At 72.2% G+C, this 26,919-nt stretch carries 26 protein-coding genes; 14 read left to right on the top strand and 12 right to left on the bottom strand.

Annotation, left to right across the window (positions count from 1 at the left end):
- Positions 1 to 3: 3 nt before the first annotated feature.
- Positions 4 to 1,089: a WD40/YVTN/BNR-like repeat-containing protein gene (locus tag OF819_RS11485; RefSeq protein WP_267243342.1), complete on the bottom strand. Its 1,086-nt coding sequence runs from the start codon at positions 1,087 to 1,089 to the stop codon at positions 4 to 6.
- A 269-nt stretch (positions 1,090 to 1,358) separates the two neighbouring features.
- Between OF819_RS11485 and OF819_RS11490 the strand changes: the two genes are divergently transcribed.
- Positions 1,359 to 2,438, top strand: coding sequence for an NADH:flavin oxidoreductase/NADH oxidase (locus OF819_RS11490; RefSeq protein ID WP_267243343.1), 1,080 nt, complete (start codon positions 1,359 to 1,361; stop codon positions 2,436 to 2,438).
- A 151-nt stretch (positions 2,439 to 2,589) separates the two neighbouring features.
- Entirely contained in the window at positions 2,590 to 2,940 is a 351-nt protein-coding gene (locus OF819_RS11495) for an ArsR/SmtB family transcription factor (RefSeq protein WP_267243344.1), read from the top strand.
- Positions 2,941 to 3,454: 514 nt separating this feature from the next.
- On the opposite strand, the gene OF819_RS11500 is transcribed toward OF819_RS11495, so the two are convergent.
- Both OF819_RS11500 and OF819_RS11505 read right to left on the bottom strand, forming a co-directional pair.
- Positions 3,455 to 4,828, bottom strand: coding sequence for an FAD-dependent oxidoreductase (locus tag OF819_RS11500; protein WP_267243345.1), 1,374 nt, complete (start codon positions 4,826 to 4,828; stop codon positions 3,455 to 3,457).
- A 110-nt stretch (positions 4,829 to 4,938) separates the two neighbouring features.
- Positions 4,939 to 5,625 (bottom strand): DUF305 domain-containing protein, encoded by a 687-nt coding sequence (locus tag OF819_RS11505; protein WP_416370509.1) that lies wholly within the window; start codon positions 5,623 to 5,625, stop codon positions 4,939 to 4,941.
- 178 nt (positions 5,626 to 5,803) lie between these two features.
- Here OF819_RS11505 and OF819_RS11510 point away from each other — a divergent pair, with 178 nt between their 5' ends.
- A complete protein-coding gene (locus tag OF819_RS11510; protein ID WP_267243346.1) occupies positions 5,804 to 7,324 on the top strand; it encodes an LVIVD repeat-containing protein in 1,521 nt (506 codons plus the stop codon).
- 55 nt (positions 7,325 to 7,379) lie between these two features.
- Here OF819_RS11510 and OF819_RS11515 read toward each other — a convergent pair whose 3' ends face one another.
- The 6 genes from OF819_RS11515 to OF819_RS11540 all read right to left on the bottom strand — a co-directional run bounded on the left by OF819_RS11515 (position 7,380) and on the right by OF819_RS11540 (position 12,364).
- The gene (locus OF819_RS11515) at positions 7,380 to 8,015 is read right to left on the bottom strand and encodes a TetR/AcrR family transcriptional regulator (protein WP_267243347.1); all 636 of its coding nucleotides are present in this window, start codon (positions 8,013 to 8,015) and stop codon (positions 7,380 to 7,382) included.
- Positions 8,016 to 8,197: 182 nt separating this feature from the next.
- Positions 8,198 to 8,929 carry an HAD family hydrolase gene (locus OF819_RS11520; protein ID WP_267243348.1) on the bottom strand — a complete coding sequence of 244 codons (732 nt, stop codon included), beginning with the start codon at positions 8,927 to 8,929 and terminating at the stop codon, positions 8,198 to 8,200.
- Positions 8,926 to 9,645, bottom strand: a complete 720-nt coding sequence (locus OF819_RS11525) for a phosphatase PAP2 family protein (protein ID WP_267243349.1) — start codon at positions 9,643 to 9,645, stop codon at positions 8,926 to 8,928. The genes OF819_RS11520 and OF819_RS11525 overlap by 4 nt, the downstream gene beginning before the upstream one ends.
- Positions 9,646 to 10,078: 433 nt before the next feature.
- A complete protein-coding gene (locus tag OF819_RS11530; protein WP_267243350.1) occupies positions 10,079 to 11,032 on the bottom strand; it encodes a M56 family metallopeptidase in 954 nt (317 codons plus the stop codon).
- Positions 11,033 to 11,124: 92 nt separating this feature from the next.
- Positions 11,125 to 11,694 carry a DUF5134 domain-containing protein gene (locus OF819_RS11535; RefSeq protein ID WP_267243351.1) on the bottom strand — a complete coding sequence of 190 codons (570 nt, stop codon included), beginning with the start codon at positions 11,692 to 11,694 and terminating at the stop codon, positions 11,125 to 11,127.
- 271 nt (positions 11,695 to 11,965) lie between these two features.
- Positions 11,966 to 12,364 carry a VOC family protein gene (locus OF819_RS11540; RefSeq protein ID WP_267243352.1) on the bottom strand — a complete coding sequence of 133 codons (399 nt, stop codon included), beginning with the start codon at positions 12,362 to 12,364 and terminating at the stop codon, positions 11,966 to 11,968.
- Between the two features lie 77 nt (positions 12,365 to 12,441).
- On the opposite strand from OF819_RS11540, the gene OF819_RS11545 reads away from it, so the two are divergent.
- Positions 12,442 to 12,993, top strand: a complete 552-nt coding sequence (locus tag OF819_RS11545; RefSeq protein WP_267243353.1) for a GNAT family N-acetyltransferase — start codon at positions 12,442 to 12,444, stop codon at positions 12,991 to 12,993.
- A gap of 78 nt (positions 12,994 to 13,071) precedes the next feature.
- Here OF819_RS11545 and OF819_RS11550 read toward each other — a convergent pair whose 3' ends face one another.
- Positions 13,072 to 13,755, bottom strand: coding sequence for a glycerophosphodiester phosphodiesterase (locus OF819_RS11550; RefSeq protein ID WP_267243354.1), 684 nt, complete (start codon positions 13,753 to 13,755; stop codon positions 13,072 to 13,074).
- 384 nt (positions 13,756 to 14,139) lie between these two features.
- Between OF819_RS11550 and OF819_RS11555 the strand changes: the two genes are divergently transcribed.
- Genes OF819_RS11555 through OF819_RS11565 form a run of 3 tightly spaced genes read left to right on the top strand, consistent with a single transcriptional unit; the run spans position 14,140 to position 17,479 of the window.
- Positions 14,140 to 15,600, top strand: a complete 1,461-nt coding sequence (locus tag OF819_RS11555; protein ID WP_267243355.1) for a DUF6421 family protein — start codon at positions 14,140 to 14,142, stop codon at positions 15,598 to 15,600.
- Between the two features lie 35 nt (positions 15,601 to 15,635).
- The gene (locus OF819_RS11560) at positions 15,636 to 16,394 is read left to right on the top strand and encodes an SDR family NAD(P)-dependent oxidoreductase (RefSeq protein ID WP_267243356.1); all 759 of its coding nucleotides are present in this window, start codon (positions 15,636 to 15,638) and stop codon (positions 16,392 to 16,394) included.
- Positions 16,395 to 16,417: 23 nt separating this feature from the next.
- Positions 16,418 to 17,479: a threonine aldolase family protein gene (locus tag OF819_RS11565; protein WP_267243483.1), complete on the top strand. Its 1,062-nt coding sequence runs from the start codon at positions 16,418 to 16,420 to the stop codon at positions 17,477 to 17,479.
- A 110-nt stretch (positions 17,480 to 17,589) separates the two neighbouring features.
- Here OF819_RS11565 and OF819_RS11570 read toward each other — a convergent pair whose 3' ends face one another.
- Positions 17,590 to 18,306, bottom strand: coding sequence for a lysophospholipid acyltransferase family protein (locus OF819_RS11570; RefSeq protein ID WP_267243357.1), 717 nt, complete (start codon positions 18,304 to 18,306; stop codon positions 17,590 to 17,592).
- A gap of 208 nt (positions 18,307 to 18,514) precedes the next feature.
- On the opposite strand from OF819_RS11570, the gene OF819_RS11575 reads away from it, so the two are divergent.
- From OF819_RS11575 to OF819_RS11595, 5 genes are all read left to right on the top strand, one after another.
- A complete protein-coding gene (locus OF819_RS11575) occupies positions 18,515 to 18,886 on the top strand; it encodes a TlpA family protein disulfide reductase (RefSeq protein WP_416370510.1) in 372 nt (123 codons plus the stop codon).
- Positions 18,883 to 19,482 carry a flavin reductase family protein gene (locus OF819_RS11580; RefSeq protein WP_267243359.1) on the top strand — a complete coding sequence of 200 codons (600 nt, stop codon included), beginning with the start codon at positions 18,883 to 18,885 and terminating at the stop codon, positions 19,480 to 19,482. The genes OF819_RS11575 and OF819_RS11580 overlap by 4 nt, the downstream gene beginning before the upstream one ends.
- 244 nt (positions 19,483 to 19,726) lie before the next feature.
- Positions 19,727 to 20,521: an electron transfer flavoprotein subunit beta/FixA family protein gene (locus OF819_RS11585; protein ID WP_267243360.1), complete on the top strand. Its 795-nt coding sequence runs from the start codon at positions 19,727 to 19,729 to the stop codon at positions 20,519 to 20,521.
- A 55-nt stretch (positions 20,522 to 20,576) separates the two neighbouring features.
- Positions 20,577 to 21,539, top strand: coding sequence for an electron transfer flavoprotein subunit alpha/FixB family protein (locus OF819_RS11590; RefSeq protein ID WP_267243361.1), 963 nt, complete (start codon positions 20,577 to 20,579; stop codon positions 21,537 to 21,539).
- A gap of 166 nt (positions 21,540 to 21,705) precedes the next feature.
- Positions 21,706 to 22,995, top strand: coding sequence for a DUF6986 family protein (locus OF819_RS11595; RefSeq protein WP_267243362.1), 1,290 nt, complete (start codon positions 21,706 to 21,708; stop codon positions 22,993 to 22,995).
- Between the two features lie 192 nt (positions 22,996 to 23,187).
- On the opposite strand, the gene OF819_RS11600 is transcribed toward OF819_RS11595, so the two are convergent.
- Positions 23,188 to 24,174, bottom strand: coding sequence for a LacI family DNA-binding transcriptional regulator (locus OF819_RS11600; protein WP_267243484.1), 987 nt, complete (start codon positions 24,172 to 24,174; stop codon positions 23,188 to 23,190).
- A 297-nt stretch (positions 24,175 to 24,471) separates the two neighbouring features.
- Between OF819_RS11600 and OF819_RS11605 the strand changes: the two genes are divergently transcribed.
- Together OF819_RS11605 and OF819_RS11610 are read left to right on the top strand one after the other, a co-directional pair.
- Positions 24,472 to 25,446: an ROK family protein gene (locus OF819_RS11605; protein ID WP_267243363.1), complete on the top strand. Its 975-nt coding sequence runs from the start codon at positions 24,472 to 24,474 to the stop codon at positions 25,444 to 25,446.
- Between the two features lie 297 nt (positions 25,447 to 25,743).
- Positions 25,744 to 26,784 (top strand): NUDIX hydrolase, encoded by a 1,041-nt coding sequence (locus OF819_RS11610; RefSeq protein ID WP_267243364.1) that lies wholly within the window; start codon positions 25,744 to 25,746, stop codon positions 26,782 to 26,784.
- Positions 26,785 to 26,919 lie beyond the last annotated feature (135 nt).

The raw sequence follows: 26,919 nt of genomic DNA on the forward strand, positions 1-26,919 counted from the left end.
CCGTCAGCTCAGGGCCGCCGCCCGCACGCAGAGCACATCGGGCAGATGCCGGGCGAGCTGCTGCCAGCTGTCCCCGTCGTCGGCGCTGGCGTACAGCTCGCCGTTGCGGTTGCCGAAGTAGACGCCCGCCGGGTCGGCGTCGTCGGTCCGCAGCGCGTCGCGCAGCACCGTGCCGAAGTGCTCGCCCTCGGGCAGCCCCGCGGTGAGCGGCTCCCAGCTCGCGCCCGCGTCCTGGGTGCGGTAGACGCGGCAGCGCCGTCCCGCGGGCACCCGGTCGGCGTCGGCGTTGATCGGGAAGACATAGGCGGTGTCGGGGCGGTGCGGATGGGCGGCCATGGCGAAGCCGAAGTCGGAGGGCAGGCCCGCGCCGATGTCGGTCCAGCTCGCGCCGGCGTCGTCGCTGCGGTAGACGCCCCAGTGGTTCTGCAGATACAGCCGGTCCGGATTGCCGGCGTCCTGGGCGATCTTGTGGACGCACTGTCCGAACTCCGGGTGCGGGTCGGGCAGGAAGACCGCGGAGACGCCCTGGTTGGACGGGTCCCAGCTGGCTCCGCCGTCGCGGGTGCGGAAGACTCCGGCGGTCGACACGGCGACGGTGACCGCGTCCGGGTCGCGCGGGTCGGTGACGACGGTGTGCACGGCTTCCCCGCCGCCGCCCGGCACCCACTTCGAGCGGGTCGGGTGCTCCCACAGGGGGCGGACCAGCTCGAAGGTCTCGCCGCCGTCCGCGGAGCGGAACAGGGCGGCCGGCTCCGTGCCCGCGTACACCACGTCCGGGGTGTCGAGCCCGGCGGGATGGAGCTGCCAGACCCGTTCCAGGGAGGCCCCGGTGTCCTGGGGGAATTTCACCGCGGGCCGTGCGGGCTCGGTCCAGGTCCTGCCGAGGTCGTCGGAGTGGAACACCGAAGGGCCCCAGTGGGAGCTGTCGCCGCCGACGAGGAGGCGCGGGGCGGCTCTGCGGGTGTCGATGCCGATGGAGTAGATCGCCTGCGCATTGAAGTGCGGCCCCTCGAACTCCCATGTGCCGGCCCTTCTGCGGCCGATGAAGAGTCCCTTGCGGGTGCCTACGGTCAGAAGAACATCGGTCATCGCCGACACCTCTTGTTCTTGAGCAGCACGGAGTGCCTCCCTAGGCGCGGAGTGCCTCCTCAGTACGGAGTACAACACGGATGACTTCCGCGCATCAGGAAACTCATCGGCACCGCGCGTCCGGGCTTCCGGAGCTTCCGAACGGCCTCCCGGGGCCTTTGTACGATGACTCTCGTAATTTGATGAGATTCGTAGTACGGTTCTTCTCGTACAAGGGGCCGCCCGGCCCCGCCCGTGAACCCCGGCCCCGCCCGTGAAACGGAGTCCCCATGAGCGCCCTGTTCGAGCCTTACGCGCTGCGTTCGCTGACCGTCCCCAATCGCGTCTGGATGGCCCCCATGTGCCAGTACAGCGCCGCGATGTCGGGGTCGGACACGGGAGTGGCGAACGACTGGCACTTCGCCCACTACGCCGCCCGCGCCACCGGCGGCGCCGGGCTGATCCTGCTGGAGGCCACCGCCGTCAGCCCCGAGGGCCGGATCAGCCCCGGAGACCTCGGCATCTGGAACGACACGCAGGTCGCGACGCTGCGCCGGATCACCCGCTTCCTCAAGGGCCAGGGCGCCGTCCCCGGCATCCAGCTCGCCCACGCGGGGCGCAAGGCGTCCACCGGACTCCCCTGGCAGGGCGGCGCGCCCGTCGGCCCCGACGAGCACGGCTGGCGGCCCGTCGGCCCCAGCCCGCTGCCCTTCGACGACGGCCACCCGGTGCCCGAGGAGCTGACCGAAGCCCAGCTGGCCGGGGTGGTCGAAGACTTCGCGGAGGCGGCCCGCCGTGCTCTGGACGCCGGGTTCGAGGTCGCCGAGATCCATGGCGCGCACGGATATCTGATCGGGGAGTTTCTCTCTCCGTACAGCAATCACCGTACGGACGCCTACGGCGGCTCTTTTGAGAACCGCACCCGCTTCGCCCTGGAGGTGGTGGACGCCGTCCGCGACGTCTGGCCCGACGAGCTGCCGCTGTTCTTCCGGATCTCCGCCACCGACTGGCTCGAAGAGGCGGGCTGGACGCCCGAAGACACCGTGCGCTTCGCGGCGCTGCTCCGGGAACACGGCGTTGATCTGCTCGATGTGTCGAGCGGCGGCAACGCGCCGCGGGTGCGCATCCCCACGGGTCCCGGCTATCAGGTGCCCTTCGCGGCCCGCGTGCGGGAAGAGACCGGCCTGCCGGTCGCCGCGGTCGGGCTGATCACCGAGCCGGAGCAGGCGGAGAAGATCGTCGCCAATGGCGAGGCGGACGCCGTGCTGCTGGGACGTGAGCTGCTGCGCAACCCCTCCTGGGCCCGGCAGGCGGCCCGTGAGCTGGGCGGCGAGGTCCATGTGCCCGCCCAGTACCACCGCTCGGTCTGAGAACCTCCGCCAGCAGTGAGCGGCAGCCTGCGGTGAGCGGCAGTGACCCGATGCGACCTCCGTCGTACTACGGTGACTCTCGTACGATGGAGGCGTCGAGCGCCGAAGGCCGCATCGAGGCATGGGCGGGAGTGGACAGGAGTGGAGCCATATGACCCGTGAGACCGGCGGCAGCCGGGTGCTCGAACACCCCGAGCCCGCGGCGATCCGCCTGGAGGGCGTGCTGCACGCGCTCGCGGACCCCATGCGACTGCGCGTCGTCTGCGAACTGGCCTCGGCCGAATCCGAGCTGTCCTGCTCGTACTTCGAGCTGCCCGTCACCAAGTCCACGACCACGCACCACTTCCGGGTGCTCAGGGAGAGCGGGGTGATCCGGCAGTTCTACCGGGGTACGGCGAAGCTGAACGCCCTGCGCCGGGACGATCTGGACGCGCTCTTCCCGGGGCTGCTGGACGCCGTCCTCAAGGCGGCCGGCAAGGAGGAGACCCGGCTCGCCGTCTGACCGGCACCGGACGGCGGAGGGCCCCCGCGCGGCGGACGGACCGCCGGGCGGCGGACCGCGGACGGTTGACGGACCCCCGCCGACGGGCCATCGTCCGGCCGTCTGCCCCGCGCCCGCCAGGGGGTGTCGTCGAAGTGGCGTCGTCCGCCCGGAAGGCGTCTGGCGCCGGGTGCGCCCCCGGCCGAAGGCTGGGAGAGAGTCCATGGGGGCATTGGCGACTGACGACAACGCGGCGCAGGGGCGCCTCCCGGGCCCGCAGGGCCCAGAGGGAGCGCGCACCAGACGCCGCCCGGCAGACGGAACTCTGACGACGCGACCTAGTGCCGCGACCGGCAATGCTGGCCCGCAAAGGAGCGTCGTCCGGTGCGTGCCATCGCAAGGCGGCCGGAAGTCCTCGTAGCGGAGCTGCTTGGGCTCTCGGCCACGCGGCGCAGGGGCGCCTCCCGGGCCCGCAAGGCCCAGGGGAGTGCGTGCAGGCCGGCGCGCGCCAGGGCACAGCCTGCCGGGAGGGGCCCTAGCGCGCCGTCGCCGCCTGCAACAGGCCCGGCCAGTCGGGGATCTTGACGATATGCCGGCCCAGCGCCGCCCCGAGCGCCGCCTCCGCCGACTCGATCGCAAGCCAGCCCGGCCACAGCACCGGACAGCAGCCCCACGACCTCAGCCGGGCGAGCGGATCGTCCGCCACCGCCCGGCGCGCCAGCTCCGGCGCATCCGCGAGCAGGGACGCCGCGGTCTCCTTCGCGCACGGCCGGTTGGTGCCGATCACACCGGTCGGCCCGCGCTTGATCCACCCGGCCACGTACTCCCCGGGCGAGGGCGTCCCGTCCCGCAGCACCCGTCCGGCCGTGTGCGGCACCGTCCCGCGCCGCTCGTCGAACGGCAGTCCGGGCAGTGGCGTCCCCCGGTAGCCCACCGCCCGCAGCACCAGCTGCGCCTCGATCTCCTCGTATACCCCCGTGCCGCGCACCCCGCCCGCCCCGTCCGGCTCGGTGCGCTCGAACCGTACGGCCCTGACCCGCCCGTCCCCCTCCAGCAGCTCGACCGGGCGCAGGAAGAAGCGCAGCCGTATCCGGCGGTCCCGCGCGGTCTCCTCCCGCCGCGCGGCCTGCGCCTGCGCCCAGCCCCGTACGACGCCGAGGTTGCGGCGGTTCACCGCCGGGAGCGCGGCGCACGCCTCCCCGGACGGATCGGCGTACGCGGGATCCAGCGCCAGCTCCGCCGGGTCGACGGCCACCGCGGCCGAGGGCAGCGCGCCCAGCTCCCGCAGCTCCTTGGTGGTGAACTTCGCCTGCGAGGGGCCGCGTCTGCCCACCATGTGCACCTCGCGCACCCGGCTGCCGGCCAGGGCGTCAAGTGCCGGGTGCGGCATGTCCGTGCCCTGCAGCTCTCCCGCCTCGCGCGCCAGGATGCGGGCCACGTCGACCGCCACATTGCCCACGCCGATCACCACGGCCGACCGCACGTCCAGGCCGAAGGCGCCGCCCGCGGCGTCCGGGTGCGCGCTGTACCAGGAGACGAAGTCGGTGGCCGAGTGGCTGCCGGGCAGATCCTCCCCCGGCACGCCGAGCCGCCGGTCCCGCGCCGCCCCGACGCAGTACACGACCGCGTGGTAGAGCTCCAGCAGCCGCTCGGGGCCGAGCCCGCCCGCGCCCGCCTCGACATTGCCGACGAAGTCGATCCGCTCGTGCTCCAGTACGGTCCTGAGGTTGTTCTGCAGCGACTTGATCTTCTCGTGGTCGGGCGCGACCCCGTACCGCACCAGGCCGTACGGGCACGGCAGCCGGTCCAGCACATGGACGTGCACATCCGGGACCGCCGACTGCTGTACGAGAGCCTGGGCGGTGTAGACCCCGCTGGGGCCCGATCCGACGACGGCGACGCGAAGCACGAGGGGCGCTCCTTCCCACGGGGTGGGGTTTCCAGCATCGCACCGCGCGACGGCGCTGGGGAGTGTCCCGGCCGCCCGGCGCGCCACCGCCGTCACGTCCCTCTGGTTTGTCACATGGCGCGCATCCGGTTGATCTCGCTCGTCTGCTGGGCGATCACATCGGCCGCCATCTCCTCGATCAGGACGTTGTTCCCCTCCGAGAGCACCTCGGCGGCCATGGTGACCGCCCCCTGGTGATGAGTGATCATCAGCTTCAGAAACAGCTCGTCGAAGGCCTTGCCGCGGGCCGCGCGCAGCTGCTCAAGCTGCGCCTCGGTCGCCATGCCCGGCATCAGGCCGTGGTCATGGCCATGGCCAGAGTCCGGCTGCTGGTCCCCGCCGTTGTGTTTCAGCCATGCTTCCATCGCGCCGATCTCCGGCTTCTGGGCGGCGGCGATCCGCTTCGCCACCCTCTTGACCTGCGCGGACGCGGCACGCTCCGGGACCAGGCCGGTCATGGTCAGCGCCTGGGCATGGTGGACGATCATCATGCGCGTATAGCTGAAGTCCGCCGCGTTGGGACTGTCGTCGGGGGTGGCCTTCGCGGCCTCCTCGGGGGACAGCGTCCTGGCCGGCTCACCGGGCTTGCCCGGCGCCACCACGGACGGGCCCGCAGTCCCCTTGGCCTCGGCGGGAGCGCTTGGCTCCGCATCGCAGCCGGTGAGGGCGAGCAGGGCCGAGGCGAGCAGCGCGGCGGCCGCGGGCGGGGCGAGGGGGGCGAGGCGCGGGCGGGATACATGCGTTCTGCGGCGGTTCAACACGCGGACCTCCTGGGGCACTTGTGGTGGTTGGGGGTCGTGCTGCGCGCTTGCGGACGGCTGCTCTCAGGGCGTCCGCACGACGTCTCCATTGCCCACTGTTGATATGTCCATGCAGGGGACGATACTGCCGGGGTCCGTGAACCGTTCCACCGCGAACGGACCGAGGGAGGACGCAGTGACCCCGTTGCACACCACCCGCGTACGGCGCAGACGACTGGGCGTGGCGACAGCCGCCGCCGGTCTCCTCGCCGCCCTGCTGACAGCCGGACCCGCGGCCGCCACCCCCGACCCCGGAGACTCACCCGTCCAGCAGGACATCACCGCGCAGCAGGCGGCCGACACCCGCGCCGCCATCGCCGCGGGGGAGATACCCGATGTGGACGAGGTGGTCCACAGCGACAACATCGAGCACCTGGCCGCCATCCCCAAAGACGCGCTGAAGGGCACCAACTCGGACCTCGCCTTCCAAGGGCGATACGCCTACGCCGGGAACTACGACGGCTTCCGGATCTTCGACATCAGCGATCCGAAGTCGCCCCGGACCGTCGCACAGGTCCTGTGCCCCGGTTCGCAGAACGACGTCTCCGTCTCCGGCGAGCTGCTCTTCCTGTCCACCGACTCCTCGCGCAGCGACGACTCCTGCAACAGCACCACGCAGCCCGCGACGGAAAAGTCCTCCTGGGAGGGCATCAAGATCTTCGACATCAGCGACAAGCGCAGCCCCCGCTATATCGCCTCGGTCGAGACCGCCTGCGGCTCGCACACCCACACCCTGGTGCCCGAGCGGCGCAACGTCTACGTGTACGTCTCCTCGTACTCTCCCAACGCCGCCTTCCCCGACTGCCAGCCGCCGCACGACGGGATCTCCGTCATCAGGGTGCCGCGCACGGCGCCCGAGCGGGCCAGGGTCGTGGCCTTCCCGGTGCTGTTCCCCGGCGACGGCCCGGACGGCGGCGGCAACCCGGGCGGACCGACCAACCCCGGCGTGGCCAAGACCACCGGCTGCCATGACATCACCGTGCTGCCCGCCAAGAAGCTGGCCGCCGGAGCCTGCATGGGCGACGGCATCCTGTTCGACATCAGAAACCCGGAACGCCCCCGCGTCATCGACCGCGTCCAGGACAACGTCAACTTCGCCTTCTGGCACTCCGCCACCTTCAACCAGCGGGCGGACAAGGTCGTTTTCACCGATGAGCTGGGCGGCGGCGGAGCGGCCACCTGCAACGCCGAGGTCGGTCCGGACCGCGGCGCGGACGGCGTCTATGACATCGTCGGCCGGGGGGCCAAGCGCAAACTGGTCTTCCGCAGCTACTTCAAGATCCCCAGGCATCAGGCCGACACCGAGAACTGCGTGGCCCACAACGGCTCGCTGATCCCGGTCCCCGGCCGCGACATCATGGTCCAGGCCTGGTATCAGGGCGGCGTCTCGGTATGGGAGTTCACCGACTCCCGGCGGCCCAAGGAGATCGCCTACTTCGAACGCGGCCCGCTCAGCGCGGACACCCTGCGCGGCGGCGGCTCCTGGTCGGCGTACTACTACAACGGCCATATCTACTCGAACGACATCGCCAAGGGCCTCGATGTGCTGCGGATCGACGACCGGCGCACGGACTGGGCGAAGCGGCTGCGGATGGACGAGCTGAACGTCCAGACCCAGCCCGACTACTTCCGCGACTTCTTCCCCTTCCGGGGCTGAGCCACCCTCAGCGGCGCAGGATCTCAGCCGCGCAGGATCTCAGTGGCGCAGGATCTCAGCGGCGCACCGCCTCCGCCGCCGTCTCGCTGGGCGGCCTCTCGCCCGGCGGGACACCCAGCTCCCAGTCCAGCCCGTACCGCTGGAACAGCTCGGCGCGCAGCCGCTCCCGGGGCATCGGCGCCCCCGGGAGCAGCACCGCGAACACCGCGCCCATGAGCAGGGCACGCAGCATCGGATAGTCCGCGTCGACGTCCCGTGAGCCGTACCGCTCGACGGTGTCACGCAGCAGGAACGCCAGCCGCTGCTGCTCCGGGCACTGCACGAAGCCCTCGGCCTGGAGCACCCCGGACATATGGGTGCGCATCAGCAGCGGCCGGTCGACGGCGAGCCCCAGGATCGCGTCGATCGCCCGCGCCAGCCGCTCCCGGCCGTCCTCGGAGCGAGGCTCCCGCTCCAGCGCCGCCTCCAGGGTCAGATGCATCAGCCGGTGCACCGCCGACTGCAGCAGCTGGCGCTTGCCCGGGAAGTAGTACGACACCAGCCCGCGTGCCGCGCCCGCCCGATCGGCGATGTCGCCCAGCGTCGTCGCCTCGTAACCGCGCTCGCCGACCAGATCGACCGTCGCCTGGAGCAGTCGCTCCCGGGAACGACGGCGGAGCTCTTCATTGACCGATGGGCTCCGCGGGGACATGCTTGACTCCTGCGTTGACTGGCTCCGAGCCAATATACTCAGCGCGGCTGCTGTACCGGTGCCATGGCTCGGGCAGCGGGGATGCCGCCTGAACCGGGCGACGCGGGGGATCGTCCGGTTCGGGCGGCTTTGCCCTGCCTTCATTCTCTCTCTGGCCGTCCGGTCCGACGGCTCTGTGCTGCTCAGCGGGGAGCGGCCGACCCTGGCGACGGCCGGGCGAGCCCGGCGCGGTCCAGCACCGGGAGCAGGCCCTCGGGCCGCCGGTGAACCGGCAGATGATCCACGAAGTGCACGGCGCTGCCCAGCGCGGCTGCCCCGCCGTCCGCCCTGCGGTCGTCGCCGACCATCAGCACCTCCCGCGGATTCAGGCCGAGCGCCTCGCAGGCCGTGCCGAACAGCCGGGCGTCCGGCTTCTGGACACCGTGCTCATACGACAGGACATAGGCGTCCACCAGCGGGTCCAGCCCATGGGCGCGGAAGACCGGCCGCAGATCCCAGCCGATGTTGCTGACGACCGCCACTGCGAGCCCGTGTTCGCGCAGCGCGCCGAGCACCCCGGCCGCGTCCGGATAGGGGCTCCAGGCGTCCGGTGACATATGCCGGTCGTACAGGGCGTCGTACAGCCCCTCGTCGGGCAGCTCCACCTGGCGGGCGAGACCCGTGTACGCCGCCCGGTGGCGCTCCCCGCTCATATCGCGCGTGCGCCACAGCTCGGACAGCTCATCGGGCATCCGCTGCGGAGACGAGCCGCCGGGCAGCGCCCCCGCCGCTTCGAGCCCCTGGGCGCACCGGGTGAGTTCCGCCGCGTCGAGCCGCTGCCCGCGGGCGTCGAGCGCCGCGCGGAGCCAGTCGGTCGCCGACTCGACGCGGAACAGCGTCCCGGAGAAGTCGAAGAGCACACCCTTGATCGTCATGGCCCCGGATCCTCGCCGGTCGGCCCCGCCCGCCGCAAACGGGTCAAGGCGCGTCCGGCCCAGGCATACGAGACGGCGGCCAGCCCGGCCAGCAGCGCCCCCAGCAGCCAGCCGGCCACCACGTCCGAGGGCCAGTGCACGCCCAGATACAGCCGGGTGAAGCCCACCCCGGCCACCGACACGGCAGCGGCCGCCGCACACCACACCCACGGCCGCCCCCGCACGCCCTCCCGGCGCAGCAGCCACACCAGCAGCCCGCAGGCGACCGCCGCGGACATCGCATGACCGGAGGGGAAAGCGGCGTACTCGGCCGAGTCGACGGGGTCCGCCCAGCGTGGGCGCTCCCGGCCGACCGCCGACTTCAGGCTCTGCTGGACGGCCGTGCCCAGCGCGCTCGTCGCCGCGAACCACCCGGCCAGCAGGCGCTCGCGGCGCGCCCACAGCCAGACGGCCGCGGCGAGGGTCAGCGCACGCATCGTCCACGGGTCCCACACCCAGTCCGACAGCACCCTGTTCAGCCGGGTGAAGCCGGGCTCGGCGACCGCCGACCGGTGCAGTGCCCCGGCCACCGCCCGGTCGAAGGAGACCAGCGGGGCCCAGTCGACGGCCACCAGCACCGTCAGCGCGGCCGCTGCGGCGGCGCACACCGCGAGATACGGGCCGCGGGCTGCGGTGGCCGCGGTGACGGGACGGGCCTCCGGATGCAGCAGGTGCATGCGGAGATCCTCCCCGCTCCCACGTCGCGCCGCCAGGCCGCGCCCGGCGGTCTTGCCCCCACCCTCCCCCTACGCCCTGGGGGCGTGGGGGACCCCCACTTCCCGAAACTGGGGGCTCCGCCCCCAGACCCCCGTGCGGCCTGAAGGCCGTGTCCTCAAACTCCCCCAGACCCGGTCCGGGAGGCGCCCCCAACGGGCTTGACTTGGCTGCGCCAAACCCCCGCACCGCCGACGTTGGCAGCGCACAGTCAGCCCCGCCTGGGGGTACCTCCGTGGGGGTCCCCCTGGGGGCACCCCCGGACGGAGTCTGTGGGGAGGAATCTGGGGGAGTTTGAGGCGCGGGAGCCAGCACATCCAGCCCCGCCGGCGATTGAGGCGCGGGGGTCCGGGGGCGGAGCCCTCGGGGAACGGGGTCTGGGGGCGGAGCCCCCAGTTATGGGAAGAGAACGCTCTGGCCGAGCGCCCGCAGGCCCGGCGCGAACGCCACCAGCAGCGGCACCACCGGCACCAGCGCGGCCGCGGCCGTCAGCCTCAGCCGGCGGCCCGCGGTGAGCCGCGGAGTGGGGGCGAGCAGCCGGTTCACCCGCTGCGGCAGCTGCGCCTCGGGCGTCGGGCAGGGTCCGAACACCCCCCGGTCCTCGTTGAGTTCGACCAGCGCCAGCGCGATCGTGAGCCGGCCGAAGCGCCGCGACGCCACGTCGTCGGCGGCCAGTTCCACCAGCCGGTGCATCTCGTCCCGGAACGCCGCGAACACGGGCACCTGCGGAAACCCGGCGGCCAGCGCCCCGGAGCAGTGCAGCAGCCAGTCGTGCCGCGCGCGTGCGTGGCCCTGCTCATGTGCCAGCACCGCATCGAGCTGACGGCCCTTCAGGCGGCGCAGCGCCGCTGTGGTGACGACGAGTTGGGGCGTGGCGCCCGGCAGCCACCAGGCGTCCGGCCGTTCGCCCTCCAGCACGACCAGCGGCTCCCCGCCCGGTTTCTCCCCCGGCAGCAGCGGCGAGCGCGCCAGCAGCTCCGCACGCCGCCCCCTGCGCCGAAGCCGCGCCCGGCGGATCTCCCGCGCCAGCATCGCCGCCGTCCACAGGCCGCCGCAGGCCAGGGCGACCGCCAGCAGCGCGGACCATGGCTCATGGGCGGCGAGGGCATAGGCCTCGACGACAGCGTGCGGGGCGGGGGCGAAGACCTGGCCTCGCACGAGCTGCCAGGCGGCGGCTGCGCTGAACGTCATCGACAGGGCGAAGGACAGCAGCACGGCGGCCACGGCGCACTGCCACACCCACAGCGCCACCACCGGCTCGCGCTCCGCCCATTCGGCCCTGGCCAGCAGGCGCGGGGCGACGACGGCGACCAGCGCGCCGAGCGAGAGCAGCGCAAGGGAGACCACCATGCCGCCCACCCTATGAGCGCACGCCTACCCGGGGGTATGGCCGCGCGCTTCAAGTGACGCACGCCACGGTTTGCACTCCGAGAGGCCGCGTCTCACAGAGCGAGAAGCATCGCCAGCATCGCCAGCCCCATCGACACCTGGCAGGCCAGTGCCAGCTCCGGGCGCGCCGCCCAGGCCGCCGAGGGCGGCGTCGCCGCGCCCGCCGCCGCGGGCACGGGTATCAGCCGTGGGCCGGCGCGCAGCACATAGACCGTGTAGTAGACGAGCAGCACCCCGGTCAGCAGCGGCGCGCCTCCGGCCGGATGGCTTCCGACGGTATGAGCGCCGTGCCCGGACGGGCTCGCCGGGTGCACCGCGGCCATATAGACCATGGCCAGCGAGCCGACGAGATGGTGCAGATGGTGTGCGCTGCGCAGCGCGGTACGCAGGGTCGGCAGTGCGACCGCGCCAAACACCAGCGCGTACACCGCCCAGGTCCACTCCGGCGGGGTGAACACCGCGGTCGGCACCGCCATCGCGGCCATGCCGATGCTCATCAGCGCCTCGCTGCCGGCCGCCTTGCGTGCCGTGCCCGCGCAGCGGCGCATCCGCAGCAGGCAGTACCCGCCCGTCGCGCCGCACAGCGCCATGAGCAGCCAGCCGACCGCCGCCGGTCCATGCACGGTGCACCTCCCCCCTTCGACCGTGTCGAGGAGTCGATGCCCGTCTGGAGGCGGCCTACGCGAGCGCACAGGCGTGCGAAGGGGGCGCGGGGCTGCGAATCGAGCCCATCTCCGCCCCGGCCCCAGCGGAAGGCCACCCTCCGCCGGTGCCGCGATATGCGCGGCGACCGCGCGGCACCCCGTACCGACCCCGTACCGCACCCAGCACACCGGCCCGTACGCCGACCGAGCCGCGCGCCCGCCAGCCGCGCGGGCCCCCGCCGGCCGTCTCTCAGGGGCGGTAGCGCAGCGGATGGTCTGCGGGAACCTCGACCACGGCGATGCGATGGCCGTCGGGGTCGGCGATCCACATCTCGATCAGCCCCCATGGCTCCCGCACCGGCTCGCGCAGCACCGTCACGCCCGCCGCCGTCAGCTCCTCATGGGCCGCCGCCGCGTCCTCGACCTGGAGCCACAGCTGCACAGCGGGTGAGGCCCGCGGATCTTCCGCGGCCGGCAGCCGCCCGGACACCTCCAGGAAACCGCCGCCGAGGAAGTAGACCGTGCCCCGCTCCGGGCCGGTGCCGAACTCCCGGTAGACCGGCAGCCCCAGCTGCTCCCCGTAGAACCGCCGGGACCGCTCGGGGTCCGCAGGACGCAGCAGGGTCCGGCTGCTCAGCACATGAACCATGGTCCAAACAGTAAGCCCGTCGGCGGGGTTAGGCTCAAGACCGTCTCAACCGACCACGGACGACGGAGAGTAGCTGTATGGACACCGCACCGCCCTCGAGTGCCGGCGAACTCACCTATCGCGATGCGGTCGAGGCCGATGTGCCGGCGCTTGTGCCGCTGATCGAGTCCGCGTACCGCGGTGACGCCAGCCGGGCCGGCTGGACCACCGAGGCGGATCTGCTCGACGGCCAGCGGACGGACCCCGAGGGTGTGCGCGAGGTGATCGCCAAGCCCGGCAGCCGGCTGCTGACGGTCGAGCGGGACGGCGAGCTGATCGCCTGCTGCCAGCTGGAGCACCGTGGTGACGCCGCCTATTTCGGCATGTTCGCGGTCCGGCCCGAACTCCAGGGGGCGGGCCTGGGCCGCCGGATCATCGCCGAGGCGGAGCGCACGGTGCGCGAGGAGTGGGGTGTGCGCGAGATGCATATGACCGTGATCTCGGTGCGCGAGGAGCTGATCGCCTGGTACGAGCGGCGCGGCTACCGCCGTACGGGACGGCTCAGCCCGTTCCCGTACGGCGACGAGCGCTTCGGCATACCCCAGCGTGCCGACCTGGCTTTCGAGCTGCTGGTCAAGGAACTGCCCTGACGCGCCCTGACGCCCCCGGCGAACCCCTGCTGAGCCCCCGGCAAGCCCCCGGCGAGCCGCCGCGGAACGGCCGGCGTATCAGGCCGTGAACCGGCCCGTGCGTCTGATCTCCGGGAAGTCGGTCGTCGCGCCGTCCAGCTCCAGGGCCCGCACCAGCCGCAGATGATCCTGGGTGTTCACCACCCAGCCGATCACCCGCAGCTTCTCGCCGCGTGCGCGCTCGACCGTTTCCAGCGTCAGCCGCCGGATGTTCAGCGCGAGCGCGCCCGCGCCGACCGCCTTCGCCCGGTCCACGATGTCGGCGCCCCAGCGGCTGGCGACCAGCACCGTGCGCACGCCCGGCACCAGCCGGGCGATCTCGGCGACCGCGTCGTCGTGGAAGGACGACACCTCGATGCGGTCGGTGAGATCGCGGCGCAGCATCACCTCCGCCAGCGCCTGGGCCGCCGCCCTATCCTTGATCTCCGCCTGGAGGGGGGAGCGCACGGCGTCCAGCACCTCTTCGAAGAGCGGAACGCGCTCGCCCTGGCCCGCGTCCAGCTCCCGCAGCTCCGCGAGGGTCTTCTCGGCGATGGGCCCCTTTCCGTCCGTCGTGCGGTCCACGTCGGCGTCGTGCATGACGACCAGCGCGCCGTCCTTGCTGAGATGCAGATCGAGTTCGATGGCGTCCATGCCGGACCGCTCGGCGCGGACGAACGAGCGCAGGGTGTTCTCCGGCTCGACGCCCATGACTCCGCGGTGACCGATGGTGAGGAAAGTCAAGATTCTCTCGCTTCCGTCGACGGCGGCTCCCACGGCCGCCGACCGCCGGCGGCCGCGCGGCAGCACGGAGCCTAACCGCCCCGTCCGGCGGTGAACCCGGTCCCGCACGGGGTGTGCCGTACGCGGTCACTCTCCCGTGGGCGCGTCCCGTATGCCTTGACGAACGGTCCGCGACGCATGGCGGGCCCCGCCTTGCCGCGCCCCCGCCCCCGATGCCCTGCAACCCTGTCGTCTCGCAGAAGCGAGCGTTGACAGGGTTGCTCGCAGGAAAAACTGCGGCGACAAGGGGGTGTGAACGAGAGTATTTTCCATGGGGCCTCTTGTATGGGAATCCGGTGCTGGATACGGTGTGGTGACGCGAGGTTCTCCCGTGGAGGAAGTGACATGACGGAAATTCTTGTGCAGGACACCCCAGCCGGAGGTGTATCCCACGGGGCCGCACCCCAAGGCGACCCGGTGATCGAGCACCCGGCCTGGCCGGCGCTCAAGAATGCCGTCGAGCAGATCCGCCCGTGGCAGTCCAAGGACGGATCGATCGACTTCACCGCCGAGGAAGCCCCCGAGCGCGCCGCCGCCCGCGCCGCGCTGGAGCAGGTGATCAAGGGCGTTGAGGAGCTCTCGCCGCTTCTCCCGCACGACGCCGCCTACCACCGCGCGCTGGTCGCCGATCTGCGCAAATGGGCTGACCAGGGCTTCGGCGTGCCCGACTTCCTCGACTCGCTGCTCGCTTTCCAGCCCGCCGCCGACCGCGTGGACGGCCTTCAGCACCTGGTGCTGTTCCCCATGTACACGCAGAACGGCAACCCGGACCGCAACCTCGAAGCGGTCGTGCTGCGCATGGTCTGGCCCGACTGGCTCGCCGAGCTGGAGGCCACCCGCTATGACAACCCCCTCTTCTGCGGCATCACCTTCGAGGACTTCACCGCCGGATACGACACCAACTCGGCCGTTCTCTTCCCCGAGACGATCGCCGTCCGCGAGGCCCCCGAGCGGTTCAGCTGGGGCGGCATCTTCTGCGACCGCGAGGCCGCCCGCTTCCGCCGCGTCACCGAGGAGGCCGTCCGCGTCCTCGGCCTGGAGCTCCCCGACGACATCCGCGAGATGGTCGGCGACCAGGAGCGCTGCCAGCAGGCATTCGTCCTGTGGGACATGGTCCACGACCGCACCCACAGCCATGGCGACCTGCCCTTCGACCCGTTCATGATCAAGCAGCGCCAGCCGTTCTGGATGTACGGCCTGGAAGAGCTGCGCTGCGACCTCACCGCCTTCAAGGAGGCCGTGAAGCTGGAGGCCGAGGGCAACCAGCACGGACGCGATGTGCAGTACGCGGTCCTCTTCGACCGGATGTTCCGCTTCCCCGTCAGCGGGGACCGGGTGCGCAACTACGACGGCCTCGGCGGCCAGCTCCTCTTCGCTTACCTCCACAAGCACGATGTGGTGCGCTGGACCGACAACACCCTCAAGATCGACTGGGAGCGGGCCCCGCAGGTCACCAACCAGCTCTGCGCGGAGATCGAGAAGCTCTACCGCGACGGCATCGACCGCCCCAAGCTGGTCCACTGGTTCGCCGCGTACGAGCTGGTGTCCTCCTATCTCGCCCCGCACCCCGGCTCGCGCTGGGCCAAGGGCCCGGACGCCCTCGATCTGACCCAGCCGCCGCGCAAGCTCGTGGACGACGTGCTTCCGGACGAGTTTCCGCTCAGCATGTTCTATGAGGCGCTGGCCAAAAAGCTCAAGGGTGTGATCGCCTCCACGAAGGGCATCACCGCAGAGAGCACGACGCAGCGCATGGCGCAGACCACGGCGGCAGGCGAGACGCGGAGCGCCGGGCAGGCCGCCGCGTGAGCTCGCGTACCCACAGCACCCAGGAGGCTACGTCCATGAACGCAAACGGCAACGGCGGACCCCTGGAGGGCGCCGTCGTCGCGGTCGCCGGAGCGGCGGGACCGGCCGGACGGGCCACCCTGCTGCGCCTCGCCGAGGCAGGCGCCACGGTCGTCGGCTCCGACGCCGACCCCGTACGCCTCGCCGAGGCCGTGGACGCCGCCCGTTACGCGCATGGCGGCGCCACCGTCACCGGAGACACCGTCGACCTGCTCGACCTCGGCGCCGCCCGCGAATGGGCGGCCAAGACCGAGAAGGAGTTCGGCCGGATCGACGGCCTGGTCCACCTCGTCGGCGGCTGGCGGGGCAGCGCCGGCTTCGCCGACACCGACCTGGCCGACTGGAATCTGCTGGAGAAGCTGCTGATCCGCACCGTCCAGCACACCTCCCTCGCCTTCCACGACGCGCTGCTGCGCAGCGACCGCGGCCGCTATGTGCTGGTCAGCGCCGCCGGGGCGAGCAAGCCGACCGCCGGAAACGCCGCCTACGCCGCCTCCAAGGCCGCCGCCGAGGCCTGGACGCTGGCGCTCGGCGACTCCTTCCGCAAGGCAGGGGGCGAGGACGGCCCCAAGGCCGCGGCTGCCATCCTGGTCATCAAGGCACTGGTGCACGACGCCATGCGCGCCGAGCGCCCGAATGCGAAGTTCGCGGGCTTCACCGACGTCAAGGAGCTGGCCGAGGCCATCGCCGGAGTCTGGGACCGGCCCGCCGGGGAAGTGAATGGACAGCGCCTGTGGCTGACACCCAAGCCGTGACCGTGGTGAGCGCCGGGACACCGGTGAAGACCGACGCCCGACGCCACCACGACCCCGAAGTACGCGGCTTCGCCAGCGACAACTACGCCGGTGCGCACCCCGAGATCCTGGCGGCCATCGCCCTCGCCAACGGCGGCCACCAGATCGCCTACGGGGAGGACGACTACACCGGGCATCTCCAGCGCGTGATGCACAGCCACTTCGGCCCCACGGCCGAGGCGTTCCCCGTCTTCAACGGCACCGGCGCGAACGTCGTGGCGCTGCAGGCGCTGACCGACCGCTGGGGCGCAGTGATCTGCGCCGAGTCCGCGCATGTCAACGTCGACGAGGGCGGCGCGCCCGAGCGGATGGGCGGACTGAAGCTGCTCACCGTCCCCACCCCCGACGGCAAGCTCACCCCCGAGCTGATCGACCGGCAGGCGTGGGGCTTCGACGACGAGCACCGCGCCATGCCGCAGGTCGTCTCACTCGCCCAGAACACCGAGCTGGGGACCGTCTACACGCCCGCCGAGATCAAGGCCATCTGCGAACACGCCCACGGCCTCGGCATGAAGGTGCACCTCGACGGCGCCCGGATAGCCAACGCCGCGGCCTCGCTCGATGTGCCGATGCGGGCGTTCACCAACGCCGCCGGGGTCGACGTCCTCACCTTCGGAGGCACCAAGAACGGCGCGCTGTTCGGCGAGGCCGTCGTGGTGCTCAACCCGGACGCCGTCCGTCAGATGAAGCATCTGCGGAAGCTGTCGATGCAGCTCGCCTCCAAGATGCGGTTCGTCTCGGTGCAGCTGGAGGCGCTGCTCGCCCGCGATCTGTGGCTGCGCAACGCCCGCCACGCCAACACGATGGCCCAGCGGCTCGCCGACGGCGTACGGGCCGTCGACGGGGTGGAGATCCTCTACCCGGTGCAGGCCAACGCGGTCTTCGCCCGGCTGCCGCACGCCGTGAGCGAGCGTCTGCAGAAGCGATTCCGCTTCTACTTCTGGGACGAGGCGGCCGGCGACGTCCGCTGGATGTGCTCGTTCGACACGACCGAGGACGATGTGGACGCCTTCGTCCAGGCGCTGAAGGAAGAGATGGCGCACTGAGCGACGCCCGGCGACTCTCTTGGAGCCCGAGCGGCCGCCCGCTGAAAGCGCTGTGGTCCCCGCCCGTCCGGGCGGGGACCACAGCGCTTTCAGCGGGCCGCGCCCCGCCCTCAGTCCCGTACGGCGGCCGGCGCCGGGGCCGTGCCGCCCAGATGCGCCGGAAGCCACCAGGTGTCCCCCGCGTCCTTCGGGAGCACCGGATAGGCGCGCTGCGCGGCCTCCAGCAGCTCCTGCACCCGCTCGCGCAGCCGGCGGGTGATCGCCCCCGCGTACTGGTCGGACGGCGCCTCGACCGGCTCGCCCACCCGTATCGTCACCGGGATGTGGCTGCGCTTGAAATTGCGCGGGCGACCCTTGGTCCACAGCCGCTGGGTCCCCCACAGCGCCATCGGGATCAGCGGCACACCGGCCTCCTGCGCCAGCCTGGCCGCACCCGACTTGAACGACTTCAGGGTGAAAGACTGCGAGATCGTCGCCTCGGGGAAGACCCCGACGACCTCGCCGGAGCGCAGCGAGTCCAGCGCGTGCGCATAGGCCGCCTCGCCCTGTCCGCGGTCCACCGGGATGTGCTTCATACCGCGCATCAGCGGCCCGGAGATCTTGTGCCGGAAGACGGAGTCCTTCGCCATGAAGCGCACCAGCCGCTTCTGCGGAAGGGCGGCGAGGCCGGTGAAGATGAAGTCGAGATAGCTGACGTGGTTGCTCACCAGCACCGCGCCGCCGGTGCGCGGAATGTGCTCGGAGCCCTGGGTGTCGATCTTCAGATCCAGTGCCTTGAACATCGTCAGTGCGGCGCCGATGACCGGCCGGTAGACGAGTTCTGCCATCAGGAGAACACCCTTTCATCATGCCCCGGGAAGGAGTGTTCTCCCGGCGAAGTTACGCAGCCGTAGGTTTTCGGCATTGCGCAGATCGTGCCCTATGTGCGCCGTCCTGGCCAGCCCTTGGCGCTTCAGCGGGCGAGATTCTCGTCACGTCGCGTCACCGACTGGCGGGAATGTTTGCGGTGCGGGAAGCGGTTCAGTGCAGGATGTCATGAGGACGGTAAGGAGGAGCTCAGTGCACAGTGGAAGCGAGCCGCACGGCCGGGGGGCCGTCACACGGCTCGACGCGCGGGCGCTGGGGGCGGCCGCGCTGGGGGAGAGGGCCACGCTCGTGCAGTTCTCCAGCGCGTTCTGCCAGCCTTGCCGCGCCACCCGCCGCACCCTCGCGGAGGTCGCGGACATGGTCGACGGCATCGCGCATCTGGAGATCGACGCCGAGGAGCGGCTGCCGCTCGTGCGGCAGCTGGGCATTGCCGCCACGCCCACCGTGCTGGTGCTCGACGCGCACGGCCGGATCGTGGTCCGGGCCGCGGGACAGCCCCGCAAGGCCGATGTGATCGCGGCGCTGGGGCGGGCCGTATGACGGCCCCGTCCAGGCTCGACGCCGCGCTGCCCGCGGCGCGTGAGGGCGCAGAGTCATCCGGCGTCGCCGCACCCGCCCTGCCCGCCGCGCGCGACCACGCCGCGGCGTCCGACGCCGTGCTGCCGGGCTCCGCTGATCTGCTGCGCTCCGTCTTCCGGCGGCACGCCGCCGGCGTCGCCGTGATCACCGCGCAGGGCGAGCGCCCCGTGGGCTTCACCGCCACCTCGCTGACCTCCGTCGCCGCAGAGCCCCCGATGATCTCCTTTGGCGTCGGCACGGGCTCCTCCAGCTGGCCCGTGCTGGAAGAGGCCGCACACATAGGCGTCCACATACTTGGCGAGCATCAGCGGGATCTCGCCGCCACCTTCGCCCGCAGCGGCGCGGACCGCTTCGCCCCGCCGACACGCTGGCATACGGGCCCCGAGGGCGTACCGCTGCTGGAGGGGGTGCTGGCGTGGCTGGTGTGCCGGGTGGTCGCCCGGGTGCCGGCCGGCGACCACCGCATCGTGATAGCCGAGGCGGTGTCCGGCGATCCCACGGGCGACGGCCGTCCTCTCCTCTACTGCCAGGGGCGCTTCAACGCGCTGCGTGACTGATTCCGGCCCCCCTGGGCGGGGCGCGGGCACGTCGTATGCGTCCCGGTGCGACCGCCGGTTACGGAGCGTTGGCAAGGTCACACTCCCAAGCGCTTGCTTACCGGAAATACAATGGGTGTACTGGTGAGTAATATTTCGTTCGGAGCGCGGCCCGCCCCGACCGGGATCCGCCTGATCGGACGCCTATGCTGCGTGCAAAGGCAGTTCGTTAGTGACGTAGTGACGATGCAGTAGGAGAGCCGGCGTGAGCTTGAGGATCGTTGTCTGTGTGAAGTACGTGCCCGACGCCACCGGCGACCGGCACTTCGCCGATGACCTGACCGTCGACCGCGACGACGTCGACGGCCTGCTGTCGGAGCTCGACGAGTACGCGGTCGAGCAGGCGCTGCAGATCGCCGAAGAGGCGGATGACGCGGAGATCACCGTGCTGACCGTCGGACCCGAGGACGCCAAGGACGCGCTGCGCAAGGCGCTGTCCATGGGCGCCGACAAGGCCGTCCACGTCGAGGACGACGACCTGCACGGCACCGACGTCATGGGCACCTCCCTGGTGCTCGCCAAGGCCGTCGAGAAGACCGGCTACGACCTGGTCATCTGCGGTATGGCCTCGACCGACGGCGCCATGGGCGTGCTGCCGGCGCTCCTCGCCGAGCGCCTGGGCGTTCCGCAGGTCACGCTGCTGTCCGAGGTCTCCGTCGAGGGCGGCCCGGAAGGAACGGTCAAGGGCCGCCGGGACGGCGACGCCGCCACCGAGCAGCTTGAGGCGTCCCTGCCGGCCGTCGTGTCCGTGACGGACCAGTCGGGCGAGGCCCGCTATCCGTCCTTCAAGGGCATCATGGCCGCCAAGAAGAAGCCGGTGGAGTCCCTGGACCTGGAGGACCTGGAGATCGAGGCGGAAGAGGTCGGTCTCGAAGGCGCCTGGACGGCCGTCGAGTCGGCCACCGAGCGCCCGGCCCGCACCGCCGGCACGATCGTCAAGGACGAGGGCGAGGGCGGCAAGCAGCTCGCGGAGTTCCTCGCGGGCCAGAAGTTCATCTGAGGCTTCGGCCACCCACTGCCCCCTCACACTTCGTAAGCAGGAGAGAAGAAGTCCCATGGCTGAAGTTCTCGTCTATGTCGACCACGTGGACGGCGCGGTCCGCAAGCCCACCCTTGAGCTGCTGACGCTGGCCCGCCGCATCGGTGAGCCGGTCGCCGTCGCTCTCGGCTCCGGCGCCGAGGCCACCGCCGCCACGCTCGCGGAGCACGGCGCGGTCAAGGTCCTGACCGCCGACGCCGCCGAGTTCGCGGACTACCTGGTCGTCCCGAAGGTGGACGCGCTGCAGGCCGCGTACGAGGCTGTGTCCCCGGCCGCCGTGCTGGTGCCGTCCTCCGCCGAGGGCAAGGAGATCGCCGCCCGCCTCGCCGTCCGCATCGGCTCCGGCATCATCACCGACGCCATCGACCTGGAGGCCGGCGATGAGGGCCCGGTGGCCACCCAGTCGGTGTTCGCCGCCGCCTTCACCACCAAGTCCCGTGTCTCCAAGGGCACCCCGGTCATCACCGTGAAGCCGAACTCCGCCCCGGTGGAGGCCGCTCCGGCCGCCGGCGCGGTCGAGGCGCTGACGGTGTCCTTCTCCGAGCAGGCCACCGGCACCAAGGTCGTCGCGCGCACCCCGCGCGAGTCGACCGGCCGCCCCGAGCTGACCGAGGCCGCGATCGTGGTCTCCGGCGGCCGTGGCGTGGGCAGCGCCGAGAGCTTCTCCGTGATCGAGGCGCTGGCCGACTCGCTCGGCGCGGCCGTGGGCGCCTCTCGCGCCGCCGTCGACGCCGGCTGGTACCCGCACTCCAGCCAGGTCGGCCAGACCGGCAAGTCGGTCTCCCCGCAGCTGTACATCGCCTCCGGCATCTCGGGCGCGATCCAGCACCGGGCCGGCATGCAGACCTCGAAGACCATCGTGGCCATCAACAAGGACGCCGAGGCCCCGATCTTTGACATGGTCGACTACGGCGTGGTCGGCGACCTCTTCGAGGTCGTCCCCCAGCTCACCGAGGAGATCAAGGCCCGCAAGGGCTGAGCCGGACCGGCGCTTGGCGCCGCAGGGGCCGCGTGGCGGGTGTCCGCCGCGCGGCCCCTCGCCGTTGCGGCGACCATTGACGCAGGTCACCGCTGCGCATTAACTTCACCATACGGATTTCAGATTCCGTTCAGCGGAATAGTGAGAGATTGTGGAGGGTGCGGGAATGGGCCAGCAGGACACGGTGGCGACAAGCCTCGCCGGAGCGGTCAGCGAGGCGGTCAGCGCCTCCCTCGCCCCGGTGGACGCGGAGCTCGCCCGCCGCTACCCGGGAGACCCCGGCACCCGTCAGCCCGTCCACACCGTGTACGTCCCCGGCGAGGCCTTCGCCCCCGACACCCTCCGCGGCTGGGGCGCCGCCGCGCTCGCCGCGCTCGACGAACACGCCCCCGACGCGGCCGCGTTCGCCGCCGTGCTGGGCCTCCCCGAGGAGCTCGCCGCGCCCGTACACGACCGCGTACGCGCCAAGCTGGAGCGGGAGCCCGTCGAAGACCTGCGCATCGACTTCGAGGACGGCTACGGCGGGCGGAGCGACGCCGAGGAGGACGAGCACGCCGCCCGCGCCGCCCTGCTGGTCTCGGAGGCGTATGCGCACGGAACCGCCGCCCCGTACATGGGCATCCGCATGAAGTGCATGGAAGCCCCCGTGCGCGACCGCGGCATCCGCACCCTGGACGTCTTCCTCACCGGCCTGATGCAGACCGGAGGGCTGCCCGAGGGGCTGGTGCTCACCCTCCCCAAGGTCACCTACCCCGAGCAGGTCAGCGCCTTCGTCCGGCTGCTGGAAGCCTTCGAGAAGGCCCACGGCCTGGACGCCGGCCGCATCGGCTTCGAGATCCAGATCGAGACCAGCCAGGCCATCCTGGCCGCCGACGGCACCGCCGCCGTGGCCCGTATGATCGACGCCGCCGAGGGCCGGGCCACCGGACTGCACTACGGCACTTTCGACTACAGCGCCTGCCTCGGCGTCAGCGCCGCCTACCAGGCCAGCGACCACCCCGCCGCCGACCACGCCAAGGCCGTGATGCAGGTCGCCGCCGCGGGCACCGGCGTCCGCGTCTCCGACGGCTCCACCAACGTCCTGCCCATCGGCCCCACCCCGAAGGTGCACGACGCCTGGCGGCTCCACTACGGCCTCACCCGGCGCGCCCTGGCCCGCGCGTACTACCAGGGGTGGGATATGCACCCGGGCCACCTTCCGACCCGCTACGCGGCCGTCTTCGCCTTCTACCGCGAGGGCTGCGAGCAGGCCGCGGCCCGGCTCGCCGCCTACGCCAACCAGGCGGGCGGCGACGTCATGGACGAGCCCGCCACCGCCAAGGCGCTCAGCTCCTATCTGCTGCGGGGCATCGACTGCGGCGCCCTCGACACCGCCGAAGTCGCCCGCCTCACCGGGCTGACGCGCGCCGACCTCGACGGCTTCGCCGCGCCGCGGCGGGGGGACCTCACGCCCTGATTTTTGTGGCTCCTTCTCCCCCAGCTACCGCTGGGAGGTGCCCCCACGGGGTGCTTGAGCGTCTGTCGACGGTCGATCATGCTCGGTCCCTCGTTCCTCGGGACCTGCGGGTGATCTCCCTTTCGGCACCCGCGCACCCCTTCGGCTCACTCGCCCATGAGGCGAGGGGCCCGCCCTGTGGGGCAGGGGGCGTCAGGTGGCAGCCGCCGGGGGGAGCTCGCCCGAACCGCGGGGTATCAGCGTCGTCTTGAGCGTGACGCACTCCGGCTGCTCATTGACGCCGTCCAGGCGGCGGAACAGCCGCTCCGCCGCGGTCCGGCCCAGGGCCGCGGCATCCTGGGCGATGACGGTGATGCCGAGCAGATCGGCGAGTTCGATGTCGTCGAACCCCACGAGCGCGGTGCGGCGGTCGCGTTCCGCCAGGGCGCGCACCGCCGTGACCGTCACCCGGTTGTTGCCCGCGAAGACGGCGGTGACCGGCTCGGGCGCGTCCAGCATCGACTCGACCGCCGGCCGCACCCGGTCGGGCGACGTCGAGCCGAGGGCCACCCAGCGCTCCTCGACGTCCAGCCCGGCGTCCTCCATCGCCGCGCGATAGCCGCGCAGCCGCTCCATGGCGGTGTGGATCCGCGGGTGGTCCCCGATGAAGCCGATCCGCCGGTGCCCGTGCGCGATCAGATGCGCCACGCCCTCGCGGGCGCCGCCGAAGTTGTCGGAGAGCACCGTGTCCGCGTCGATCCGGCCCGCGGGCCGGTCCACGAAGACGGTGGCCACCCCCGCCCTGATCTCGGGCTCCAGATAGCGGTGGTCGTATCCGGCGGGGATCACGATCAGCCCGTCCACGCGGCGGGCGCACAGCGCGAGCGCCAGCTCCTGCTCCCGGTCGGGGTCCTCGGCGCTTGAGCCGTTGATGAGCAGGGCGCCATGGGCGCGGGCGACCTCCTCGACGGCGCGGCTGAGCGGGCCGTAGAACGGGTCGGCGAGATCCTCCAGCACCAGCCCGACGGAGGCGGTGCGGCCTTTGCGCAGCACACGGGCGCTGTCATTGCGGCGAAAGCCCAGGAACTCGATCGCCTCCTGCACCCGGCGCTCGGTGTCCGGGGTGACGCCGGGCTCGCCGTTGACGACCCGGGAGACGGTCTTGAGGCCGACGCCCGCCCTGGCCGCGACGTCCTTCATGGTCGGCCGATTGCCGTAGCGGTGCTCGGGCGTCCTGGGGCGACGGCCCGGCGACGACGGAAGGCGGTCGGTTTTGCCCACAGTGTGCTGTCCTGTCTCGGTAAGGCGGCGTACGGCGGTGCGTGCCACCGGAACAAGCCGGTGACTCCGGGTGGTTGTCCGGCGGCTGCCCGTCGGTGTTGGATCTGATGTGCAAGGCTGCGGCGTCGAGCATAGGGCCTGGACAACGTTGTCAGGGCAATGGAGACTGTTCCCGGATCCGCAGGTCCGACAGCTCACCGGGGGGACACCGCACCGATGCATACCGACCTCGTCGCCGCGCTCGACATCGGCGGCACCAAGATCGCTGGGGCGTTGGTGGACGGCGGCGGGAACATACTGCTGCGGGCCCAGCGGCCCACGCCCGCGCAGGAGGACGGCGAGACGGTGATGCGGACGGTCAACGCGGTCCTGGCCGAGCTGAGCGCCTCGCCGCTGTGGGCGCGGGCCTTGGCCGTCGGCATCGGCAGCGCGGGACCCGTGGACGCCTCCGCGGGCACGGTGAGCCCGGTCAACGTACCCGGCTGGCGGGACTTCCCGCTGGTCACGCGGGTACGGGAGGCGACGGGCGGGCTGCCGGCGGAGCTCGTCGGCGACGGCGTGGCGATGACCGCGGCGGAGCACTGGCAGGGTGCCGCCCGCGGCTTCGACAACGCGCTGTGCATGGTCGTCTCGACCGGCGTCGGCGGCGGCCTCGTCCTCGGCGGCGAGCTGCGCACCGGCCCGACCGGAAACGCGGGACACATCGGGCACATCAGTGTGGACCTGGACGGCGATCTGTGCCCCTGCGGCGGACGAGGCTGTGTCGAGCGGATCGCCAGCGGCCCGAACATCGCCCGCCGCGCCCTGGAGAACGGCTGGCGGCCGGGTCCCGACGGCGATGCCTCGGCGGCCGCGGTGGCCCGGGCAGCCCGCGCCGGCGACCGGATCGCCGCCGCCTCCTATGAACGCGCGGCACAGGCCCTCGCGGCGGCCATCGCGGCCACGGCCACCCTTGTCGAGATCGAGATCGCGGTCATCGGCGGGGGAGTGGCGGGCGCGGGCGAGGTCCTCTTCGTCCCCCTGCGGCGTGCGCTGCGCGACTATGCCGCGCTGTCCTTCGTCCAGCGGCTGACCGTCGCCCCGGCGCTGACCGGCACGGACGCGGGGCTCGTCGGGGCGGCGGCCGCGGCGACCGCCGCGGCCGTGCGCACCTGCGTCACACCGCCCGTCGTCGCCGGCGGACGCGCCTGAGCGGCAGGTCGCCGTCGCGGGCGGCACAAGCCACCGCCGTCTCCGCACTCATCGGGTGCGGGCAGAGGGGCGGACGGCGCGCCGCGGACGGCTCTGGCGTCGGCGGCGGGCTCTGCCGCGCGACCACGCCGGTCCCCTACGGGGAACTGCTTCCACACCGTACGGTGCATCCCGCACCCCCTTGTCTCCTGCGCTCCGGCGACGGACCGCGGCGCGGACGGCGCGCGTCGGTGAAGTCGGGTTTTCACTGCGGGGTGTTGCGGGCAATCCACTGAGGGCTACGGAAGAGGGGGAACCGTGATCGTCTGGATCAACGGCGCGTTCGGGGCGGGCAAGACCAGCACGGCGCGTGAGCTGGTCGACCTGATTCCCGGCAGCACCCTGTTCGACCCGGAGCTGATCGGCGCCGGCATGCGCTGTCTGCTGCCTGCCAAGCGGCTGGCCGAGGTGAACGACTTCCAGGACCTGCCGATCTGGCGGCGGCTCGTCGTCGACACGGCCGCCGGGCTCCTCGCCGAGCTGGGCGGAGTGCTGGTCGTCCCCATGACCCTGCTGCGGCAGGAGTACCGCGACGAGATCTTCGGCGGCCTCGCCGCCCGCAGGATTCCGGTCCGGCATATGCTCCTCTCCCCGGGGGAAACGATCCTGCGCCAGCGGATCGCCGCCCGTGAGGAGCCGGACGTCCCCGACGCCGAACAGCGCATACGGCAGTGGGCGTACGACCATATCGAGCCCTACCGCCAGGCCCTCGGCTGGATCGCCGTGGACGCCCATGTCGTCGACAACGGCCGGATCGGCCCCGCCGAGACCGCGCGGCGGATCGCCGACGCCCTGAACAGCGGCGAGGCGGGGGCCTGCGCCATCGTGCAGACGCCGGAACCCACGGCCGAGACCCTCGCAGCGGGCGTGCTGCTCTTTGACGAGCAGGACCGGGTGCTGCTCGTCGACCCCACATACAAGCCGGGCTGGGAGTTCCCCGGCGGCATCGTGGAGCCGGGGGAGGCGCCCGCCCGCGCCGGAATGCGGGAGGTCGCCGAGGAACTGGGCATCACGCTCGATGAGCCGCCCCGGCTGCTGGTCGTCGACTGGGAACCGCCCCGGCCGCCGCGGTTCGGCGGGCTCCGGCTGCTCTTCGACGGCGGACGGCTGCGGACGCACGGCGTCGGCGCGCACCGGGTACTGCTGCCCGGCGCCGAACTGCGCGGCTGGCGCTTCGCGGACGAGAGGGAGGCGGCGGAGCTGCTGCCGGCTGCGCGCTATGAGCGACTGCGGTGGGCGCTGCGGGCGCGGGAGCGGGGGACGGTGCTGAACCTGGAGGCGGGCACACCGGTGACCTGACGCCTCTGGGGCTCCGCCCCGGCCCCCTCGCGCCTCAATCTCCCCCAGCTACCTCCCCCAGACTCCTCCCCCAGACTCCGTCCGGGGGTGCCCCCAGGGGTACCCCCACGGAGGTGCCCCCAGGCGGGGCTTGAG

It is taken from the genome of Streptomyces sp. PR69, assembly GCF_026420845.1.
Lineage (GTDB): Bacteria > Actinomycetota > Actinomycetes > Streptomycetales > Streptomycetaceae > Streptomyces.

Excerpts from the sequence above, each read along its gene's own strand:
- OF819_RS11575 (WP_416370510.1), top strand. The coding sequence starts at position 18,515 with ATGAGGACGGTAAGGAGGAGCTCAGTGCACAGTGGAAGCGAGCCGCAC.
- OF819_RS11590 (WP_267243361.1), top strand. The coding sequence starts at position 20,577 with ATGGCTGAAGTTCTCGTCTATGTCGACCACGTGGACGGCGCGGTCCGC.
- OF819_RS11530 (WP_267243350.1), bottom strand. The coding sequence starts at position 11,032 with ATGGTGGTCTCCCTTGCGCTGCTCTCGCTCGGCGCGCTGGTCGCCGTC.
- OF819_RS11560 (WP_267243356.1), top strand. The coding sequence starts at position 15,636 with ATGAACGCAAACGGCAACGGCGGACCCCTGGAGGGCGCCGTCGTCGCG.
- OF819_RS11515 (WP_267243347.1), bottom strand. The coding sequence starts at position 8,015 with ATGTCCCCGCGGAGCCCATCGGTCAATGAAGAGCTCCGCCGTCGTTCC.
- OF819_RS11490 (WP_267243343.1), top strand. The coding sequence starts at position 1,359 with ATGAGCGCCCTGTTCGAGCCTTACGCGCTGCGTTCGCTGACCGTCCCC.
- OF819_RS11545 (WP_267243353.1), top strand. The coding sequence starts at position 12,442 with ATGGACACCGCACCGCCCTCGAGTGCCGGCGAACTCACCTATCGCGAT.
- OF819_RS11595 (WP_267243362.1), top strand. The coding sequence starts at position 21,706 with ATGGGCCAGCAGGACACGGTGGCGACAAGCCTCGCCGGAGCGGTCAGC.
- OF819_RS11520 (WP_267243348.1), bottom strand. The coding sequence starts at position 8,929 with ATGACGATCAAGGGTGTGCTCTTCGACTTCTCCGGGACGCTGTTCCGC.
- OF819_RS11580 (WP_267243359.1), top strand. The coding sequence starts at position 18,883 with ATGACGGCCCCGTCCAGGCTCGACGCCGCGCTGCCCGCGGCGCGTGAG.
- OF819_RS11540 (WP_267243352.1), bottom strand. The coding sequence starts at position 12,364 with ATGGTTCATGTGCTGAGCAGCCGGACCCTGCTGCGTCCTGCGGACCCC.
- OF819_RS11570 (WP_267243357.1), bottom strand. The coding sequence starts at position 18,306 with ATGGCAGAACTCGTCTACCGGCCGGTCATCGGCGCCGCACTGACGATG.
- OF819_RS11525 (WP_267243349.1), bottom strand. The coding sequence starts at position 9,645 with ATGCACCTGCTGCATCCGGAGGCCCGTCCCGTCACCGCGGCCACCGCA.
- OF819_RS11605 (WP_267243363.1), top strand. The coding sequence starts at position 24,472 with ATGCATACCGACCTCGTCGCCGCGCTCGACATCGGCGGCACCAAGATC.
- OF819_RS11485 (WP_267243342.1), bottom strand. The coding sequence starts at position 1,089 with ATGACCGATGTTCTTCTGACCGTAGGCACCCGCAAGGGACTCTTCATC.
- OF819_RS11600 (WP_267243484.1), bottom strand. The coding sequence starts at position 24,174 with ATGAAGGACGTCGCGGCCAGGGCGGGCGTCGGCCTCAAGACCGTCTCC.
- OF819_RS11555 (WP_267243355.1), top strand. The coding sequence starts at position 14,140 with ATGACGGAAATTCTTGTGCAGGACACCCCAGCCGGAGGTGTATCCCAC.
- OF819_RS11495 (WP_267243344.1), top strand. The coding sequence starts at position 2,590 with ATGACCCGTGAGACCGGCGGCAGCCGGGTGCTCGAACACCCCGAGCCC.